The following is an 18,227-nucleotide window of genomic DNA, read 5'->3' as shown; positions in this document are numbered from 1 at the left end:
TACTAGAGTGACTAATATACACTTAAGTGACGACGTGTGAAGAAAAGGTCTCTCGATGAAATCCATAAAACTCAAAGCATTTTCGGTCGTAGCTTCCGCGATCGCGGTGGTAGGTGCGGTGGCCGCGCCGCAGGCTAGCGCGGCAGAACGCAATCTCGTCTCCTTCGGTGACTCGGTCATGGCGGATCCGAATGGCGGGGAATACTTGGCGGACCGCTTCAATCCCTCCCGGGTGATCGGGGAGAACTGCCCCACTTCCTTCAACTATGCGAAGCGCACCGGTGCCAAGATTGGCCTGCCGGTGCGCGATTTCTCCTGCGCTGGTGCGGTGTCGATGTCCAACGGCCCGCAGATCTGGCAGCAGGTGGATGCCGCCATCGGATCTGGCGCGCTGACCCCGGATACGGCGCGCGTGCTGATTACCACCGGTTTTAATGACACCTATAACCACCCTGATTTGAACATGACGCAGATCCGTCAGGAATTTACGGATCGCACCGCCCCGCAGGTTGAGCGGATTAAGCGCGCCGCGCCGAATGCCCGCATCCAGATCGTGGGCTACCCCACCATCGGTTCGGGGTCGCACTATTGCCTCATTCACGTTGGTCCGACGCCGCTGGATTCGACCTTCCTGCCCATGGCCCAGGACTACGAGAATAAGGCGCAGTGGATGCAGGTTGATTTGGCGGCGCGCACCGGCGTGCAATTCTTGGATATGAAGCCCTCGACCCGCAATAACGGCATGTGCGCTAATGCGAATGACCGTATGTGGGCAGGTCTCGTGGACTTTACGGCGGGTCCCGGCAACCTGCCTATTCACATGAACCAGCGCGGCCACGAGCACGCGGCCAACGTCATTGCCGCTTCCTAGCAACCATTTTCATTACCGCGGCTATATTGAAAATGTAGGTATGGTTGTGGACATGACTGTAAAAGCTGTTATTGCCCGCTCTAAGGGCGCGGAAGTTGAGACCGTAAATATCGTTGTTCCCGATCCCGGCCCCAATGACGTCATCGTGCGGGTACAGGCCTGCGGTGTATGCCACACCGACTTGGCCTACCGCGATGGTGACATCGAGGATGCCTTCCCCTTCCTGCTGGGCCACGAGGCGGCAGGCGTGGTGGAGACCGTAGGTTCTGCGGTCACCCACGTGGAGGAGGGCGATTTCGTCGTCCTGAACTGGCGCGCAGTGTGCGGCGAGTGCCGCGCTTGCAAGAAGGGCGAGCCCAAGTACTGCTTTAATACCCACAACGCTTCGAAGGCCATGACCTTGGAGGACGGAACCAAGCTCACCCCTGCGCTGGGCATCGGTTCCTTCGCAGAGAAAACCCTGGTCCACGAGGGCCAGTGCACTAAGGTCGATGACATGGACCCCGCAGCTGCCGGCCTACTGGGCTGCGGCATCATGGCCGGCCTCGGCGCATCCGTTAATACCGGCGATATCCAGCTGGGCGAGTCCGTAGCCATCTTCGGCTGCGGCGGCGTCGGCGTGGCGGCGATTGCCGGTGCGAAGCTGGCGGGCGCGGCGAAGATCATCGCCGTAGACATTGACGAGTCCAAGCTGGAGACCGCGCGCGAGTTCGGCGCCACCGACACCATTTGCTCGAAGGGCATGTCGGAGCAGGAGGTCATCGATGCGGTGCGCGATCTCACCGGCGGCTTCGGCACGGACGTTTCCATTGACGCGGTGGGCATCCAGCCGACGTGGCGCCAGGCCTTCTACTCCCGCGATCACGCCGGCCGCATGGTGATGGTGGGCGTGCCTAACCTGACCGATCATGTGGACATCCCGGCCATCGATCTTTACGGCCGCGGCGGTTCCATCAAGCCGGCTTGGTACGGCGATTGCTTGCCGGAGCGCGATTTCCCCGCATACGTTGCCCTGCACAAGGCCGGCAACTTCCCGCTGGATAAGTTCGTTTCTGAGCGCATCGCGCTTGACGATGTCGAGTCTGCCTTCCAAACTATGAAGGACGGCAAGGTACTGCGTTCGGTGGTGGAATTTTAATGCAGATTGACAGCACGGTAACTTCTGGCAAGTTCCGCCTGGATGGCGGCGAATGGGACGTGGACAATAACGTCTACGTACTTGGCGATGCCTCCAGCGTCTACATCGTCGACCCCTCCCACGATCTCGATGCCGTGGCAGAGCTGGTGGGCGATCGCAAGGTCGAGGGCATCATCTTGACCCATGGCCACAACGATCACTGCGAACTCGCGCCGGAGGCGGCGAAGCGCTTCGACACGGATGTCTACATGCACCCGGACGATGACATGCTCTGGCGAGAGGCGAATGGCGATGCCCACTACATCGACCTAGCCGATAACGGTCAGTTCGACATCAACGGCGAGAAGATCACCGTCTACCACACCCCGGGCCACTCGCCGGGCTGCGTCGTCCTCTACGTCGATGGCACGCTGCTGTCTGGCGATACCCTGTTCAACGGCGGCCCTGGCGCGACGGGGCGCAAGTACTCGGACTTCGATGTCATCATCGAATCCCTGCGCAACGTCGTCTTCAACCTGCCGGATGACACGAAGGTCTTGCCGGGCCACGGCGATGCCACGACGGTGGGTGCGGAAGCGGCGCGCATCGACGAGTACATCGAGCGCGGCTACTAATAATCGCGCAAGTACTCCCCGTAGCCGGATTTGAGGAGGGGCTGGGCTAGCGCTTCCAGCTCCGCCTGGGAGATGAATCCGGCTTCATAGGCTGCCACTTCGGGGGAACCGATGACGATGCCCGTCCTTTTTTGCATCACCTCTACATAGGCGGCGGCCTCGCTCATGGAATCGACGGTGCCGGTATCCAGCCAAACACTACCGCGGTGGAGGCGCTGCACGCTCAGCGCGCCGCGGCGCAGGTAGGCCTCGTTAATGGAGGTAATCTCGAGCTCCCCGCGATCGCTAGGCGTAATGGACTTAGCGATATCGATGACAGAATTATCGTAGAAATACAGCCCGACGACGGCGTGATTAGACCGCGGTTCCTCCGGCTTTTCTTCGATGCTCAGTGCTTGACCGGCCTGGTCGAATTCCACGACTCCGTAGCGCTGTGGATCCGATACCTCATAGGCAAAGATGATGCCGCCTTCTGGATTGCGGCACTGGCTTAGCTCCCCGCCAAAGCCGTGGAAGATATTATCGCCGAGGACCAGCGCAACGCTATCATCACCAATGAAATCCTCCCCAATCAAAAAGGCCTGCGCCAATCCTTCTGGGCGGGGCTGGATGGCGTAATCGATCATCAACCCGAGTTGGGAACCATCCCCGAAGAGCCGTTGAAACGCCCCAGCGTCCTCTGGGGTGGTAATGATGAGGATCTCCCGAATGCCCGCTTGGATGAGCGTGGTCAACGGGTAGTAGATCATCGGTTTGTCATAGATGGGCATGAGCTGCTTAGAGATGCCCTTAGTGATGGGATAAAGCCGCGTACCGGATCCGCCGGCAAGGATTATGCCTTTCATCGCTACTCCTCGCTGGCCTTGCTGGGCTCGCCAGGTACGCTAGGGTACAGCGCGAGGTACAAGGCGAGGGCGGCCCGCCAATTCTGCGGGGAAAAGCCCGTGGCTTCGATTTTATCTAGGGCAAGCGTCGATTCTTTGGGCCGTGGTGCCTCGGGTCCGGCGATTTCCCGATACTGTTCGGTGCTTACCGGCGTGACCTCTGATGGGTCGTGGCCTAAGCCGATGAATACGGACATCGCCATTTCATCGCGCCCGACGGTATCGCCGGAGTTGGAGATATTATAAATCCCGTACTCGGGGCGGGTGCACAAGAGATGCGCGATGCCCTTCGCCAAATCCTCGGCAAAGGTGGGGCGCCCGCGCTGGTCATGGATGACCTTCGGCTCCTTATCCGCTTCGGCGAGGCGGCGCATGGTGGCGATGAAGTTCGGGCCATCGCCAAATACCCACGAGGTGCGCACAACATAATGCTGCGGTGCGGTTTGCGCGGCGGTTTCGCCAGCGGCCTTCGACGCTCCGTAGGCGGAAAGGGGCGAGGGGATCTCGTCTTCGGTGTGCAGCTCCTTGGATCCATCGAAGATGTAGTCGCTGGATACGTGCACGAAGGCCAGCTGGTTTTCGGCAGCGATGCGGGCGAGCTTCGCCGGGGCTTCGGCGTTGACGGCCCAGGCGGCGGCGCGATCGTCCTCGGCGCCATTGACGTCGTTGTAGGCGGCGCAGTTGATGATGGCCTCGTATTGCTTCCACTGGCGCTGCGGGGGATTGGTGATGTCGAACTCCGTATGGGTGCAGAACTCGGCATTCTTGAGAACCCGCTTCAGCGCCCTGCCGAGCTGACCATTCGCACCGGTAACGAGGATTGTGCGGGGAGGCATGGGCTCTACATCTGCAAGCGCCGGCAGGCGCTTATCCTTTTCTGATACCTCGCGTGGTTCGAGGGGCCACTCCACGGCGTCGAGGTTGATTCCGGTATAGCGAGCATCGGGGGACCAGTGCTCGTTAACCAGGTAGGAGTAGGAAGTTTCCTCGAGCGCTTGAAAGCCATTGGCAACCCCGCGCGGTACAAATACGGCGGTCTCCGGCCCCACTTCATGGGTGACGATTTCCCCGAAAGTTTCGGATCCTTCCCGCAGATCGCACCACGCGCCAAAGATCTTGCCGTGCGCGACGGAGACGAGCTTGTCCCAGGGCTCGGCGTGTAGCCCTCGCGTGGCACCAGTGCGGTTATAAGAAATATTATTTTGCACCGGCTGGAACGAAGCCAGATCTGGCGCGGCCTCGCTAAGTTTTTCGCGCTGCCAGTTTTCCTTGAACCAGCCGCGGTTATCCCCGTGCACGTCTAGCTCAATGATGAGTAGGCCTTTAATGGCGGTGTTGTGTACCTGCATAATTACTGTCCTTGCTCTTTATAGCGGGCTTCTACAGATTCCTTTTGGGAGCGCCACCACGTTTCGTTATCGCGATACCAGGCGATGGCATCTTCCAGTCCCGCCCGGATATCGGTATAGCGGGGATGCCAATCCAATTCGCGGCGCAGCTTGGAGGCATCCATGGCATAGCGTTGGTCATGGCCGGGCCGGTCCGCCACGTGCTCGTACAGGGCTCGACCTTCCTGGGTGTGGCCCATGAGTTCGCAGATTATCTCGATGATGCGCTTATTATCGATGTCCGGCTGGTCAGCGCCGATATTATACGTTTCGCCTATCCGCCCTTCCTCGATGATTTTTAGCACCGCCGCGTTGTGATCGTCGACGTGGATCCAGTCTCGAACCTGCTCGCCCGTGCCGTAGAGCTTGGGGGTATGCCCGGAGAGGATATTGGTGATTTGGCGCGGGATGAACTTTTCGATGTGTTGGTATGGCCCGTAATTATTTGAGCAATTGGAAATGGTGGCGCGCAGGCCAAAGGATCGGACCCATGCCCGCACGAGGTGATCGGAGCTCGCCTTGGTAGCCGAATAAGGGCTGGAGGGCGCGTATGCGGTATCCTCCGTGAACTTGGTATCCGCCGCAACTTCTAAGTCCCCGAATACCTCATCGGTAGAAACGTGGTGAAAGCGGACATCGTTTGTCCGGCACGCCTCTAGAAGGGTATAGGTGCCCACCACATTGGTGTGGATAAACGGGGACGGATCCCGCAGGGAATTATCATTATGGGATTCGGCGGCGAAGTGCACGACGATATCCGCCTTGGCGACGAGCGGATTCACCACCGTAGCGTCCGCGATATCGCCCTCCACTAATTCCACATCGAGCCCCGCAAGGTTATCCCGGTTGCCGGCGTAGGTCAGCTTATCCAAGACTGTGATGCGGGTATCTGGGCGCACCTTGGCCATGAGGCGCACGAAATTGGCGCCGATGAAGCCGGCGCCGCCAGTAACGAGCATGGTGTGCATGAGTCTCCAGTGTAGGGCAGTCCGCATAAGCGCTGCGCGTGGACAGCCCCAAAACGCTTGTACACGCACTTCTAGGCCGTACGGCATGATCGTACGGCCTGAAGGCACGGTCGCGGGTGGATAGTAGGGCAGCTCACGCTGCACCGGGAGGCGGCGGAGAAGATGGTGAGTCCGTCCCTGAAGCTTGTGGCGATTCGGCCGGGGAACCGGGTGGTGAATCCACCGGTTCATGAGGCTGAGCAGGTGGGTCGGCGAGCTTGCGCGCCGGGGCTTGCTCTGCAGCGGGGGAGTTATTGAGCTCCACCGAGGGCGAAAGCCCGCCGGTATGCGCTGAGCGGTAGCCCACGCGTCCCGTTTCCGGGTCTCTTTCCGCATGCCCCATGCCATTGTGGCCATCGCGGTTATCGTTATTGTCCACGTGGTGCCGACGGCAGAGCAGGGTGAGGTTCCGGAGGTCTGTAGCTCCCCCGTGGGACCATGCCTGCAGGTGGTGGACATCGCAGTCTTGCCACGGCCGGTTGCAGTCCGGGTGGGTGCACACGATTTCACTGGCGGCAAGCGCCAGCTTTTGCCACAGCGACGCGGTGCGCTTGGTGCGCCCGAGCTCGAGCGGGAAGCCTTTGTCATCAACGGCGCAGAAAAAGTCGTGCTGCGCAGCGCCTAGGCGGAGAAGATCGAGCGGGGATAGGTCGATTCCCACGCTCGTGGTGAAGCGAGTATCGCTGCTCATCGCTTGTAGCTCTTCAAGAGTGGTGGCGACGAAGAAGGAACCGAGACCGTCCGATTTCTTTTGGCCTGCGGACAAGTAGCTCCCCAGCGCCGCTGTCAACTGATCTGCCATGCGCTGGGCATAGGTGCGCGTATCGTCTTCGGGGCTCAGGCTTTCGCTGCCCTTATTCTTGGCAGGGGCGAAAGCGCTGGCCAAGACAGCGGCGGCGGAGGCATCGAGGTAACCGGAGATGTGCACGCCACCGTCTGCATCTTGGTTAGAAATGCTGAAGCGGCGCTTGCGGGTGGCCGCGTGTGGGTCGCGCTTCCCAGAGGGATCGACGGCATGCTTATTTGCCTTGCGGATAGCCTGCCGTAGCCAATCGCGCAGGGACTCATAGGAGCGGCGTTTAGCCTCTTCTAAGGCCTTATTGCGTAGCTCCCGTGGCCCAGGAACCGCGAACTTATTGAGGTTGCGCAGCTCCCGTTCAATGAGGTTGAGGACGCGCTCTGGGATGGGGTCTTCCTCGAAGAGCTTCTTGCGGCGCTCTTCTTCCGCGCGGCGCTCACGTTCGGCACGGCGGCGCGCCTCCTCTTCGGCTTTCTTTTGCGCGGCTGCATCCGGCTCGTCGTCTGTTGGCGGGGGAGTAGGTTCCGGATCCTCGATGGGCGCAAAGAGGTTCTTGCCATTGCGCAGGCGTGCGACGGCCTCGGACTCCGTGAGGCCAAGACGGGCGACTAAGTAGTCTTTAGCCTTAGAGGAGCCGACCCGCCTGCCGGCATCATCGCGCTCTGCAATAAAGGCAAAGGCAGCATCGATGGTGGATTTATTGCCCAGCGCCCGTTCTAAATGCTCGAAGTTGGGGTGGAGTAATTCGAAGGAGAGATCGTCCGGATTCTGCATAAGGTTGCGAAGACGCGTAAGCCCCGCAGCCACATCTGAAATGGCTGTATTGATTTCCGCATGCTTGACAGTTTCCATGGTTCCCTCCTTCCTGTTTCGCTTTCATTTTCTATTGTAATCCAATAAAACACCAGCGCAACCGCAAGAAAAGAATTGGTCAATAGACTATACATTCCCCAATCGAACGGACCCGCCCACAAACAAAACCACGGCAATCAGCGCCCAAACCCACTAGTCCGGAAACTTGGGCAACGCGGTTTCATCGAGCCATGCGGCAATGGTGGCATCGAAAAGAGCGGCGTCCGGCGCAGCCTCCCGGAAGGCGGAGAGGAGATCGGAGGGCTCGACCACGGAGTGCTGATGTTGGGTGAGATAGGAGGAAAGGGTGGGGAAGAAGGCATCGGCAAGCAGCCGGTGAATGGCGTGCACCGCGAGGGCGCCGCGCTTATACACGCGGTCATCGAACATATCGCGCGCGCCTGGATCAGAAACCTTGATGTCTTGGCGCTTGCGCGTCAGGACCTGGTAATGCGAGCGCGCCGCCTCGCGCGCGGACGCGCCACCCTTGTGCTCACCCCACAACCACTCGCTGTAGCAGGCAAAACCCTCATTGAGCCAGATATCTTTCCATTCAGAAAGACCGACGGAATTGCCAAACCATTGGTGGGAAAGCTCGTGTGCGATGAGCCGCTCGAAGGCGTGATCGCCCTTCACGTGGTTGGAACCAAAAATGGACAGGCCTTGGGCCTCGAGGGGAATCTCCAGCTCATCCTCGGTAATGACGACCTGATAGGTGGGGAAGGGATAAGGCCCGTAGATAGAGGAGAAGAAATCCACCATCTCCTGCTGCCGGGAAAACTCTTCGCGTACGCGCTCGCGCAAGAACGCCGGCGCCCACGCCTGGGTATCAGCCCCCAGCGAATAAGAAGAGAACTCGCCTACCTGTACCGTTGCCAGGTATGTGGCCATGGGGTGGCGAGTGCGGTAGTGCCACCGGGTGGTGGAACCGCCGGCCTTGCGGGAGACCAACTCGCCATTGGAAATGACGGTAAAGGGGCTATCGGCGGTGATGATGATGTCATACGGTGCCTTTTCTGAAGGCGTGTCATCGCACGGGAACCAGCTGGGTGCGCCATTAGGCTGGCTGGCCACCAACGAGCCGGATTCGGTTTCCTCCCAGCCAATTTCGCCCCATGTGGTACGGATGGGGCGCGGGCTGCCGCCGTAGCGAATGTGCAGCTCAAACTCAGTCCCGGCAGGGATCTCGGCTGCAAAACGCAGACGCAGCTTCCCAGAAGATTGGCGGAACTTAGCCACCCGCGGGGCATGCTTGGCGGTCACGCGCCGGGCCACCATCGCCCCGCCGAGGTCCAAAGTTAAGGAGGTCAGCTCTTCCACCGCGCGCACGCTTAAAATGGCCTCACCCTGCAGCAGGTTAGGCTCCACACGGTAGTTTAAGTCCAGCGTGTAGTGAGTGACTTCAAAACCAAGGTTGAAGTCCACGCCGGTATAGGGATCAGTATGCGCACGCGAAAAGGCGGTAGGAAGCAATGTCATAATATTGCGATCCTACCGCCCGTCACGCGCAGCCGAAATTTAGCTATTGAATGCCCGCTCGAATACTGGCCAAGAATCCTTCAGATCCTCTTTCCAATGCGGCCACGAGTGGGTTCCGGTATTGCGGAAGTTGTAGGTAGCTGGCACTCCGGCCTGGTCAAGCTTGGCCTTAAAGTTGTGGGTGCAGTAGTTCACTCCAGCTTCGATGCCGCCGCCCTCAACCTGCAGGGTGGAGGATCCGCGTACTGCTTCCTCTTGGTTCAGACCCATAGAGCGCAGGTAGCTATAAGTGTCCTCTTCGCTTGCTAGGCCAGAACCGGAAGAAATGTATAGCTCGGTACCGTGCAGCTTATCGGCGTTCATCATGGCGTCGTTGTAACGGTTGGTCTCAGAGCCGTACGGACCCCACATCTGGTCCACGCTGCCGCCGCCGCGGTTGACGGTCAGCTCTACGGCCTGGCGCTCCAGCGGGTAAGCGGTAGCGGCACAACCGGCGTATGAGCCCACTGCATCGTAGAAGCCCTGGTTGTGCTGAGCTAGCAGCAAGGAAGAGGTGGCGGACATGGACATGCCGGCGATGGCGCGGTGATTATCCGCGTTGATGTGCTTTTCAATGGCGCCCGGCAGCTCCTTGGTAAGGAAGGTTTCCCATTTTTGCGGTCCCTGCAGGAATTCTGAATTCGGCTCAGAGATCCAGTCGGTGTAGTAGGAGAACGCACCGGCCTGTGGGACGACGACGTTGATGTCCTTTTCGTGGTAGAAGTCAACGGCATCAGATAGCTTCAGCCAATCCATGTCTTGTTCTGCCCCGCCTGCGCCATTGAGCAGGTAAATGGTTGGGCGGTTTTCGCTCTTGGCGCGGATGACGGCTAGTGGAATCTTCCGGTCATTCATTGCCGGCGAGGTTGCCTCGAGCTTTTCAACGCGCTTATCGTCTTTGTACTTCTTGTACCAGGACTTACCCTCGATCTCCGGGGTAGGTTCCAGCGGGGAAATCGTGGACTGTGCGGCATCGCCCGCTACCTGCTGCGGGGTGAGCTCGGCTGCGCCCGCCACGGGAGCATAAGCTAAGCCCGTGCAAACCGCAGCTGCCGCGAGGATAGAATTAAGACGCTTCATGGTGCTTCTTTCCAGTGGGGAGTGGACTCGATAACTATACTTCGGCCGCGAAAAATCGGCATGTTGAGGGAAGTATATTTAGTATTCCTACATGTAGACCTAACCATTAATAGTGCCCAATAAACGCCTGCCGGTAAAGACTTTCACTGATGTGGGGGAGTAGCGGGGGTAGGCATACCTTCATTGCCTTTTCTGCTATCAATGATAAGTAACGCTGGGACAACTGAGGTTTCTATGTCATAATTTCCCAGTGAAGCACGGCGTGACGCGGTTGGTACCTGTAATAACACACCTGTAATAACATCAGTAACGGCTGCGTTAGTGCTTTTAGTGTGAAAAGCTAAGCAGCGAGTTTGTGTACTCGCGCCCCATCAAGAGAAAGAACTTCAATGAACCTTTTTGATTCCGCCCTCGTGTCCTTCAATGAATTCATTGGGCCATTCATCCACTCTGCAATGGATGCATATTCCAAGCTGCTAGCATCCTTGGGCGTGATTTAAGTCCACGGTTGCTTAAGGGCCCTGCGGGGTGCATCTGCTGCTTGCCGATGCCCCCCCCTTGCAGGGCCCTTTCCCTATCCTCACCGCGGCTTGGGGTGAGGTGCCCCCAAGTGTGACCAATTACGCGACATTGAGGACAAAGTTACGTATCCTGTAGGGCGTGACTAACGAACATTATGACGTAGTAGTACTCGGTGCGGGCCCTGGCGGCTATGTTGCCGCCATCCGCGCAGCTCAGCTTGGAAAGAAAGTCGCTGTTATTGAAAAGCAGTACTGGGGCGGAGTCTGCCTCAACGTAGGCTGTATTCCCTCCAAGTCGCTGCTGAAGAATGCAGAGGTTGCCCACACCTTCAACCACGAGGCGAAGGCTTTTGGCATCTCCGGCGATGTTTCCTTTGATTTCGGTGTAGCCCACAAGCGTTCCCGCAAGGTTTCTTCGGGCATCGTCAAGGGCGTTCACTACTTGATGAAGAAGAACAAGATCACCGAGATCAACGGTCTGGGTTCCTTCAAGGACGATAAGACCATTGAGATTACTGAGGGCGATGACGAAGGTAAGACCGTTACCTTCGATGACTGCATCATCGCCACCGGTTCCGTGGTCAAGTCCCTGCCTGGCGTTGAGCTGGGCGGCAATATCGTTTCCTATGAAGAGCAGATCCTGAACGAGGAAGCACCGAAGTCCATGGTCATCGTGGGCGCCGGCGCCATCGGCATGGAGTTTGCTTACGTGCTGGCCAACTACGGTGTGGACGTCACCATCGTGGAGTTTATGGACCGCGTCCTGCCAAACGAGGACAAGGACGTATCCAAGGAGATTGCCAAGCAGTACAAGAAGCTTGGCGTTAAGCTCCTGACCGGTTACAAGACCACCTCTGTGAAGGACAACGGCGACGATGTCACCGTTGAGGTGGAATCCAAGGATGGCTCCAAGCAGGACACCTTGACCGTGGACCGCGCCATGATCTCCATCGGCTTCGCCCCGCGCGTTGAGGGCTTTGGCCTTGAGAACACCGGCGTTGAGCTGACTGAGCGCGGTGCCATCGACATCGATGACCGGATGCGCACCAACGTTGACCACATTTACGCCATCGGTGACGTCACCGCGAAGCTGCAGCTGGCCCACGTGGCAGAGGCGCAGGGCGTTGTAGCGGCAGAAACCATTGCTGATGCAGAAACCCAACTCTTGGGTGACTACAACAACATGCCGCGCGCTACCTTCTGCAACCCGCAGGTTGCATCCTTCGGTTACACCGAAGAGGCAGCCAAGGAGAAGTTCCCGGATAAGGACATCAAGGTTGCTACCTTCCCGTTCTCTGCAAACGGTAAGGCCGCCGGCCTGAATGAGACCGCCGGCTTTGTCAAGCTTATTGCTGACGGCGAGTTCGGCGAGCTCATCGGCGGGCACATGGTGGGCTCCAACGTGTCGGAGCTCTTGCCAGAGCTGACCTTGGCGCAGCGTTTCGACCTGACCACTGAAGAAATCGGTCGTAACGTGCACACCCACCCGACCTTGTCTGAGGCCATGAAGGAAGCCGCCGAGGGTATCAGCGGCCACATGATCAACCTCTAAACAAGCGTCCCTACACCGCATAAGGGCACCGCAGCGTTCTCCAAGAAGGAGGACCGCGGTGCCGTTTCTCTATACGCGGCTAAAAAGACCAGCTAGTAAGGCGCGACCGCCGAGCGGTGGACATCGATATTGATCGCCTCGTTGATGGGCGGGAAGGCACGCTGCGAGCAGTTTTCGCGGGCGCAGGTGCGACACCCTGGTCCGATGGGGGTAGCGGCGTGGAGATTGGTGAGGTCGAGGCCCTCCGCATAGACCGTGCGATCGGCGTGTCGGGCCTCGCAGCCCAGCCCAATGGCGAAGAGCTTATTGGTATCGCCGTAGCGGCCTTGATGGTGCTGCACGGCGCGGGAAATCCACAGGTAGTTGCGGCCATCGGGCATCTGCGCGAGCTGGCGCGAGATGACACCTGGACGGGTGAAGGTCTCGTAGACATTCCACAGCGGGCAGGTGCCGCCGTTATTGGAAAAGTGCACGCCGGTGGCGGATTGCCGTTTGGACATATTGCCTGCGCGATCCACGCGCACGAAGGTAAACGGAATGCCGCGGAGGTTATCGCGCTGCAGGGTGGAAAGCCGGGAGGCGACCGTCTCGTATCCCACGCCAAAGACTTGGCACAGGTATTCCACGTCGTAGCCGGCGCGCTCGGCCTCGCTGTGCATCATGGCATAGGGCATGAGAGTGGCGGCTGCGAAGTAGCTGGCCAACCCGCGTTGTGCCAGGCTGCGGGAGGAATCAGAGGTAAAGGGCTCATCGGCCACGAGCGCGGAGATTTGCTCTTGGGCCTCGAGGAGGCCGAGCTCGGCGGCCATGCGGAAGGCGCGTTGGCCCTCACTTAGGCGCGAGGCAAGCGTGAACTGCCCGCTCTCGCGATCAAAGCGGTGCAATGTGCCATCCATCTGCGCCGTCAGCTGAATTTCTACGCCGTGTTCCTCGCGCAGGCGGTTCGCCAACGCCTGCTCGGTATCGCGAATGCCGAACTGTGTGACTCCGAGGTCACCTGCAAGATCCTCGGCGTGATGGTCCAACCCGTCCAGGTAATTTTGCCGGGCATAAAAGAAGTCGCGCACCTCATCGTGCGGCATGGACAGGGCGGCGGCGCTTTCCGATGTCCGCCTCGTATCCGTAGCCAGCGACAGCTTATCGCGCACATTGCGGTACCGGCGGTGTACATCTACGAGCGTGCGGGCGACGGTGGGGTGGTTATATACCAGCTCCGATAGCTCCTGAAGCTCCACCGGGGAAGGGCAGAGCTCCTTGTCTTGGATGACGTCCTGGATCTCCGCGAGGAGACGGGAGTCATCATCGCGGGAGAAAAACGTGGCGTCGACGCCAAAGACCTCGGTAATGCGCAGCAGCACCGGCACGGTCAGCGGGCGGACATCGTGCTCAATCTGGTTGACGTAACTGGCGGAAAGGCCGAGGGTGCCAGCTAGGGAGGCTTGGCTGAGATCGCGTTCACGGCGAAGCTGGCGAAGGCGAGAGCCCACATACGTCTTACTCATGCGCCAAAGGTTACTAGTAGCGAGCGCGGCTGTGCATCTTTATGGCGAAAATTTTGTGAAGACTCTTCGCTACCTGGACACCGGGTTTGTGGGGTTTCATGCGAAAGTTTGACACATAAAGGGGTGGGGTAATCACTCGCGTAACACGGAGTGGCGAAGCTCACAGTTTGGATCATAAATACGAAACATCTGTATTGCGGAAATGAAGGCATCCAAGGTGACAGCGTTTTCATATTCTTCTTATCAGGATACCCTTACCTAAAAGATCTCACTGCCTAGTCATGCTTGCGAACCGGGAGTAAATAACCGCTCGAAAATAACTAGTAACCAGCGGTTAAGCCCGGTTAAGGTGAGTATGACTATGGAGGTGTCATGACTTTAAGAAATCCGGACCGTGAGGCAATCGCTCACGGCCACATCACTAATGAACCAATTCGTCAGAATCCTGGAACGCCATCGTGGGTACTGAAGCTCATCATGGCCGTCACCGGCTTGCTCTTTGCGCTTTTTGTGGTCGGTCACATGGCCGGCAACCTGAAGCTGTACATGCCGGCACACAACGGTGAGCCCGCCCTGGATGAGTACGGCGAGTTCCTGCGCTCTATGGGTGAACCGCTGCTGCCGCACGGCTCTGCCCTGTGGGTCATCCGCATCGTGCTGATCGTGGCAATCCTTGCCCACATCTACGGTGCGTTTACCTTGGCTTCCCGCTCCAAGGCATCCCGCGGCAAGTTCAAGCGCACCAACCTGATGGGTGGCCTGGATTCCTTCGCCACCAAGTCCATGCTGGTTACCGGTGTAGTGCTGCTGCTCTTCATCATCTTCCACCTGCTGGACCTCACCTTGGGCGTACAGCCAGTGGCTCCAGAGGCCTTCGTTGAAGGTTCTGTCAAGGCCAATATGATCGAAACCTTTAGCCGTTGGCCGGTCACCATCTTCTACGTGCTGGCAATGTGCTGCCTCTTCCTGCACCTAACCCACGGCATCCGCCTTGCCGCATCTGACCTGGGTATCACCGGTGCAAAATGGCGTCAGACCTTCTTGGTCTTGGCGTACATCATCCCGGCCGTTGTATGCATCGGCAACATCGTTATGCCTTTGTCCGTTGCCCTGGGCTTGGTCAGCTAAAGGAGATAGGAACCCATGACTACTACTGAACTCAAGCGTGAGCACCCCAACTTCTCGCACCCAAAGTCCATCGTTGAGGGCGTCTCCGCTGGTAATATCCTGGAATCCCAGGAACCGCACGGCGTGCCGATGAAGGATATGTGGTCTCACCACGTTGACCACATGAACCTGGTCTCCCCACTGAACCGCCGCAAGTTCGAGGTCCTCGTCGTAGGTACCGGCTTGTCCGCGGGTGCTGCTGCGGCAGCTCTCGGTGAATTAGGCTACGGCGTCAAGGTCTTTACCTACCACGACTCCCCGCGCCGCGCGCACTCCATTGCCGCGCAGGGTGGTGTCAACGCATCCCGCGCCAAGAAGGTAGATAACGACTCCGCGTACCGCCACACCAAGGACACCGTGAAGGGCGGCGACTACCGCTGCCGCGAGTCCGACTGCTGGCGTCTGGCCAACGAGTCCGTTCGCGTTATCGACCACATGAACGCCATCGGCGCCCCGTTTGCCCGTGAGTACGGCGGCACCCTGGCCACCCGTTCCTTCGGTGGTGTGCAGGTCTCCCGTACCTACTACACCCGTGGCCAAACAGGTCAGCAGCTGCAGCTGTCCACGACCTCGGCACTGTACCGTCAGATCGGCCTGGGCAATGTGGAGCTTTTTGCCCACAACGATATGCAGGACATCATCACCTACGATGACAACGGCAAGAAGCGCGCGGGCGGCATTGTTACCCGCAACCTGATTACCGGTGAGCTCAAGGCCTTCACCGGCCACACCGTCATCCTGGGTACCGGTGGTTACGGCAACGTTTACCACATGTCCACCCTGGCAAAGAACTCCAACGCCAGCGCCATGATGCGCGCTTATGACAAGGGCGCTTACCTGGCTTCCCCGGCGTTCGTGCAGTTCCACCCAACGGGCCTGCCGGTCAACTCCGACTGGCAGTCCAAGACCATTTTGATGTCGGAGTCCCTGCGTAACGATGGCCGCATCTGGTCCCCCAAGAAAGAGGGCGATGACCGCGACCCGAACAGCATTCCGGAGGAAGAGCGCGACTACTTCTTGGAGCGCCGCTACCCGGCCTTCGGTAACCTGGTTCCCCGCGACGTTGCCTCCCGTGCAATTTCCCAGCAGATCAACAAGGGCCTGGGTGTTGGACCTCTGAAGAACTCGGTCTACCTTGACTTCCGCGATGCCATCGAGCGTCTGGGCAAGGACAAGATCCGCGAGCGTTACTCCAACCTCATTCAGATGTATGAAGAGGCCATTGGTGAGTCCGCCTACGAGACCCCCATGCGCATCGCTCCTACCTGCCACTTCACCATGGGTGGCCTGTGGACCGACTTCAACGAGATGACCTCTATTGACGGCCTGTTTGCCGCCGGTGAGTGCTCTTGGACCTACCACGGCGCTAACCGCCTGGGCGCTAACTCGCTGCTTTCGGCCTCTGTTGATGGCTGGTTCACCCTGCCGTTTACCATCCCGAACTACTTGGCTGACCACCTCAACGAGGACAAGCTGGCCGAGGATTCCGCTGAGGCACAGGAAGCCGTGCAGAAGTCCCAGGAGCGTATCGACAAGCTGATGCAGGTCCAAGGCGACGACCCGCACGGTCCGTCCCACTACCACCGCCAGCTGGGTGACCTGCTGTACTTCGGCTGCGGTGTGTCCCGTAACGTCGAGGACCTGAAGGACACCATCGAGAAGATCCGCGCGGTGCGCGATGACTTCTGGAAGAACGTTCGCATCCCTGGTGAGGCGAATGACATGAACCAAGTCCTGGAATACGGCCTGCGCGTTGCCGATTACCTGGACCTGGGCGAGCTCATGTGCATCGATGCCCTCGACCGTGATGAGTCCTGTGGCGCTCACTTCCGCGAAGATCACCTTTCTGAAGAAGGCGAAGCCGAGCGTGACGATAAGAACTGGTGCTTCGTTTCCGCCTGGGAGCCGGGCGAGAACAAGAACGAGTTCATCCGCCACGCAGAACCCCTGTACTTTGACTCGATCCCGCTGATGACAAGGAACTACAAGTAATGAAATTGACACTTGAGATCTGGCGTCAAGCCGGACCCACCCAGGAAGGTAAATTCGAAACCGTCCAGGTGGATGATGCCTCCGAGCAGATGTCCATTCTGGAGCTATTGGACCACGTCAACGAAGGCTATGTTGAGCGCGGCGAAGAGCCCTTCGCCTTCGCCTCAGACTGCCGCGAGGGCATCTGCGGTACCTGTGGTTTGACCGTCAACGGTCGCCCACACGGCCCAGGGCAAAAAACCCCTGCCTGCCAGCAGCGTCTGTTCAACTTCAACGATGGCGACACCATCCAGCTGGAGCCATTCCGCTCCGCTGCTTACCCCGTCATCAAGGACATGGTGGTTGACCGCTCCGCATTGGACCACGTGATGGAGCAGGGTGGTTACGTATCCATGGATGCTGGCACCGCGCCGGATGCCGATACCATGCACATCAACCACGAGACCGCCGAGTACTCGCTGGACCACGCAGCCTGCATTGGTTGCGGTGCCTGCGTTGCTGCTTGCCCGAATGGTGCGGCACACCTGTTCACCGGTGCCAAGCTGGTTCACCTGTCCATGATGCCGCTGGGTAAGGAAGAGCGCGGCAGCCGTGCCCGCAACATGGTTGCTGATTTGGAATCCAACTTCGGCCACTGCTCCCTCTACGGTGAGTGCGCCGATGTCTGCCCGGCTGGCGTCCCACTGACCGCAGTGTCTGCCGTTACCCGCGAACGTGCACGTGCTGCTTTCCGTGGCAAGGACGACTAAGCTAGAGTTATTCCGTAGGAATACTAGGAACGAGAGAAAGACAGAAAGACTCCGCCATGAGCGATAACACCCACGTAGTTGCTGACTACCAGAGCGAAACGTATCCGGAGTTCTCCGGCAAGATTCAGGACAACTACATCGAAGGCTACGACCCAGTATCCTTCGCAGCTCCTCACTCTTCCCTTCTCCGCACCTCCACGTGGGTCGGCATGGGCTTGATCCTGTCTTGCCTGCCGGCAGCCGGCATCCTCATCTGGGGCCTCGGCGTGTGGGACACCCCGCTGGGCACCGCAGGTGAAGGCAACTACGGCCTGACCATCGCCATCGGCGTCATTTCCCTGGTTGTGGTGGCCATCGCCGCCGCCGGCACCATTCACTATGGACGCCGCTACTACCGCCAGTACCGCAAGGAAACCGGCCGAGTTAACTAGTATTCGCTCTTAAAGCACCTCCAGCCCCGCCTCCAATAGCATTGAGAACATGCCAGGAGGCGGGGCTGTTCCTGTTTTGACGGGGAGCTTGGATTCTAGGGGTCGTTGCAACAATGATGGTTACTTTGGTGTGATACTACCGGTTTGTGTCAGGGCGCTTGT

Annotated in this window: 15 protein-coding genes; 8 read left to right on the top strand and 7 right to left on the bottom strand. The window is 58.9% G+C overall.

The genetic code is table 11. The features are described from left to right. Positions 1 to 55 precede the first annotated feature (55 nt). Genes ABRP84_RS08895 through ABRP84_RS08885 form a run of 3 tightly spaced genes read left to right on the top strand, consistent with a single transcriptional unit; the run spans position 56 to position 2,623 of the window. Positions 56 to 871, top strand: a complete 816-nt coding sequence (locus ABRP84_RS08895; RefSeq protein WP_349853423.1) for a GDSL-type esterase/lipase family protein — start codon at positions 56 to 58, stop codon at positions 869 to 871. 52 nt (positions 872 to 923) lie between these two features. Continuing rightward, the gene (locus tag ABRP84_RS08890) at positions 924 to 2,009 is read left to right on the top strand and encodes an S-(hydroxymethyl)mycothiol dehydrogenase (RefSeq protein WP_349853421.1); all 1,086 of its coding nucleotides are present in this window, start codon (positions 924 to 926) and stop codon (positions 2,007 to 2,009) included. Beyond that, positions 2,009 to 2,623 (top strand): MBL fold metallo-hydrolase, encoded by a 615-nt coding sequence (locus ABRP84_RS08885; RefSeq protein WP_298695095.1) that lies wholly within the window; start codon positions 2,009 to 2,011, stop codon positions 2,621 to 2,623. The genes ABRP84_RS08890 and ABRP84_RS08885 overlap by 1 nt, the downstream gene beginning before the upstream one ends. Here the strand turns inward: ABRP84_RS08885 and rfbA are convergent. From rfbA to ABRP84_RS08855, 6 genes are all read right to left on the bottom strand, one after another. Then, positions 2,620 to 3,468 (bottom strand): glucose-1-phosphate thymidylyltransferase RfbA, encoded by an 849-nt coding sequence (rfbA, locus tag ABRP84_RS08880; protein ID WP_349853419.1) that lies wholly within the window; start codon positions 3,466 to 3,468, stop codon positions 2,620 to 2,622. The genes ABRP84_RS08885 and rfbA overlap by 4 nt on opposite strands. 2 nt (positions 3,469 to 3,470) lie before the next feature. Next, on the bottom strand, positions 3,471 to 4,856 hold the full coding sequence (gene rfbD, locus ABRP84_RS08875) for a dTDP-4-dehydrorhamnose reductase (protein ID WP_349853418.1): 1,386 nt from the start codon (positions 4,854 to 4,856) through the stop codon (positions 3,471 to 3,473). Positions 4,857 to 4,858: 2 nt separating this feature from the next. Then, positions 4,859 to 5,863 carry a dTDP-glucose 4,6-dehydratase gene (gene rfbB / locus ABRP84_RS08870; RefSeq protein WP_349853417.1) on the bottom strand — a complete coding sequence of 335 codons (1,005 nt, stop codon included), beginning with the start codon at positions 5,861 to 5,863 and terminating at the stop codon, positions 4,859 to 4,861. A gap of 133 nt (positions 5,864 to 5,996) precedes the next feature. Further along, positions 5,997 to 7,553: an HNH endonuclease signature motif containing protein gene (locus ABRP84_RS08865; protein ID WP_349853415.1), complete on the bottom strand. Its 1,557-nt coding sequence runs from the start codon at positions 7,551 to 7,553 to the stop codon at positions 5,997 to 5,999. 153 nt (positions 7,554 to 7,706) lie between these two features. Beyond that, complete coding sequence (locus tag ABRP84_RS08860; RefSeq protein WP_349853413.1) at positions 7,707 to 9,032, bottom strand: M1 family metallopeptidase; 1,326 nt, start codon at positions 9,030 to 9,032, stop codon at positions 7,707 to 7,709. Between the two features lie 39 nt (positions 9,033 to 9,071). Then, complete coding sequence (locus ABRP84_RS08855) at positions 9,072 to 10,151, bottom strand: alpha/beta hydrolase (protein WP_349853411.1); 1,080 nt, start codon at positions 10,149 to 10,151, stop codon at positions 9,072 to 9,074. Positions 10,152 to 10,811: 660 nt separating this feature from the next. Here ABRP84_RS08855 and lpdA point away from each other — a divergent pair. Continuing rightward, positions 10,812 to 12,224, top strand: coding sequence for a dihydrolipoyl dehydrogenase (gene lpdA, locus ABRP84_RS08850; protein ID WP_005276561.1), 1,413 nt, complete (start codon positions 10,812 to 10,814; stop codon positions 12,222 to 12,224). 92 nt (positions 12,225 to 12,316) lie between these two features. On the opposite strand, the gene ramB is transcribed toward lpdA, so the two are convergent. Next, a complete protein-coding gene (gene ramB, locus ABRP84_RS08845) occupies positions 12,317 to 13,726 on the bottom strand; it encodes an acetate metabolism transcriptional regulator RamB (RefSeq protein WP_349853409.1) in 1,410 nt (469 codons plus the stop codon). Positions 13,727 to 14,098: 372 nt separating this feature from the next. On the opposite strand from ramB, the gene ABRP84_RS08840 reads away from it, so the two are divergent. From ABRP84_RS08840 to ABRP84_RS08825, 4 genes are read left to right on the top strand one after another with little or no spacing between them, the layout of a single operon-like run. Beyond that, the gene (locus ABRP84_RS08840; protein ID WP_023025066.1) at positions 14,099 to 14,854 is read left to right on the top strand and encodes a succinate dehydrogenase cytochrome b subunit; all 756 of its coding nucleotides are present in this window, start codon (positions 14,099 to 14,101) and stop codon (positions 14,852 to 14,854) included. A 15-nt stretch (positions 14,855 to 14,869) separates the two neighbouring features. After that, a complete protein-coding gene (locus ABRP84_RS08835; protein ID WP_349853407.1) occupies positions 14,870 to 16,885 on the top strand; it encodes a fumarate reductase/succinate dehydrogenase flavoprotein subunit in 2,016 nt (671 codons plus the stop codon). Further along, the gene (locus ABRP84_RS08830) at positions 16,885 to 17,634 is read left to right on the top strand and encodes a succinate dehydrogenase/fumarate reductase iron-sulfur subunit (protein ID WP_349853406.1); all 750 of its coding nucleotides are present in this window, start codon (positions 16,885 to 16,887) and stop codon (positions 17,632 to 17,634) included. The genes ABRP84_RS08835 and ABRP84_RS08830 overlap by 1 nt, the downstream gene beginning before the upstream one ends. Positions 17,635 to 17,690: 56 nt before the next feature. Beyond that, positions 17,691 to 18,065 carry a hypothetical protein gene (locus ABRP84_RS08825; RefSeq protein ID WP_005276566.1) on the top strand — a complete coding sequence of 125 codons (375 nt, stop codon included), beginning with the start codon at positions 17,691 to 17,693 and terminating at the stop codon, positions 18,063 to 18,065. The last annotated feature ends 162 nt before the right edge of the window (positions 18,066 to 18,227 follow it).

The sequence above is a fragment of the Corynebacterium sp. KPL2861 genome, assembly GCF_040225475.1.
Taxonomy (GTDB): Bacteria; Actinomycetota; Actinomycetes; order Mycobacteriales; family Mycobacteriaceae; genus Corynebacterium.
This window is presented reverse-complemented; position numbering and strand designations above follow the sequence as displayed.

Coding starts and splice junctions, on each gene's coding strand:
- ABRP84_RS08895 (WP_349853423.1), top strand. CDS start 56: ATGAAATCCATAAAACTCAAAGCATTTTCGGTCGTAGCTTCCGCGATC.
- ABRP84_RS08890 (WP_349853421.1), top strand. CDS start 924: ATGACTGTAAAAGCTGTTATTGCCCGCTCTAAGGGCGCGGAAGTTGAG.
- ABRP84_RS08885 (WP_298695095.1), top strand. CDS start 2,009: ATGCAGATTGACAGCACGGTAACTTCTGGCAAGTTCCGCCTGGATGGC.
- rfbA (WP_349853419.1), bottom strand. CDS start 3,468: ATGAAAGGCATAATCCTTGCCGGCGGATCCGGTACGCGGCTTTATCCC.
- rfbD (WP_349853418.1), bottom strand. CDS start 4,856: ATGCAGGTACACAACACCGCCATTAAAGGCCTACTCATCATTGAGCTA.
- rfbB (WP_349853417.1), bottom strand. CDS start 5,863: ATGCACACCATGCTCGTTACTGGCGGCGCCGGCTTCATCGGCGCCAAT.
- ABRP84_RS08865 (WP_349853415.1), bottom strand. CDS start 7,553: ATGGAAACTGTCAAGCATGCGGAAATCAATACAGCCATTTCAGATGTG.
- ABRP84_RS08860 (WP_349853413.1), bottom strand. CDS start 9,032: ATGACATTGCTTCCTACCGCCTTTTCGCGTGCGCATACTGATCCCTAT.
- ABRP84_RS08855 (WP_349853411.1), bottom strand. CDS start 10,151: ATGAAGCGTCTTAATTCTATCCTCGCGGCAGCTGCGGTTTGCACGGGC.
- ramB (WP_349853409.1), bottom strand. CDS start 13,726: ATGAGTAAGACGTATGTGGGCTCTCGCCTTCGCCAGCTTCGCCGTGAA.
- ABRP84_RS08840 (WP_023025066.1), top strand. CDS start 14,099: ATGACTTTAAGAAATCCGGACCGTGAGGCAATCGCTCACGGCCACATC.
- ABRP84_RS08835 (WP_349853407.1), top strand. CDS start 14,870: ATGACTACTACTGAACTCAAGCGTGAGCACCCCAACTTCTCGCACCCA.
- ABRP84_RS08830 (WP_349853406.1), top strand. CDS start 16,885: ATGAAATTGACACTTGAGATCTGGCGTCAAGCCGGACCCACCCAGGAA.
- ABRP84_RS08825 (WP_005276566.1), top strand. CDS start 17,691: ATGAGCGATAACACCCACGTAGTTGCTGACTACCAGAGCGAAACGTAT.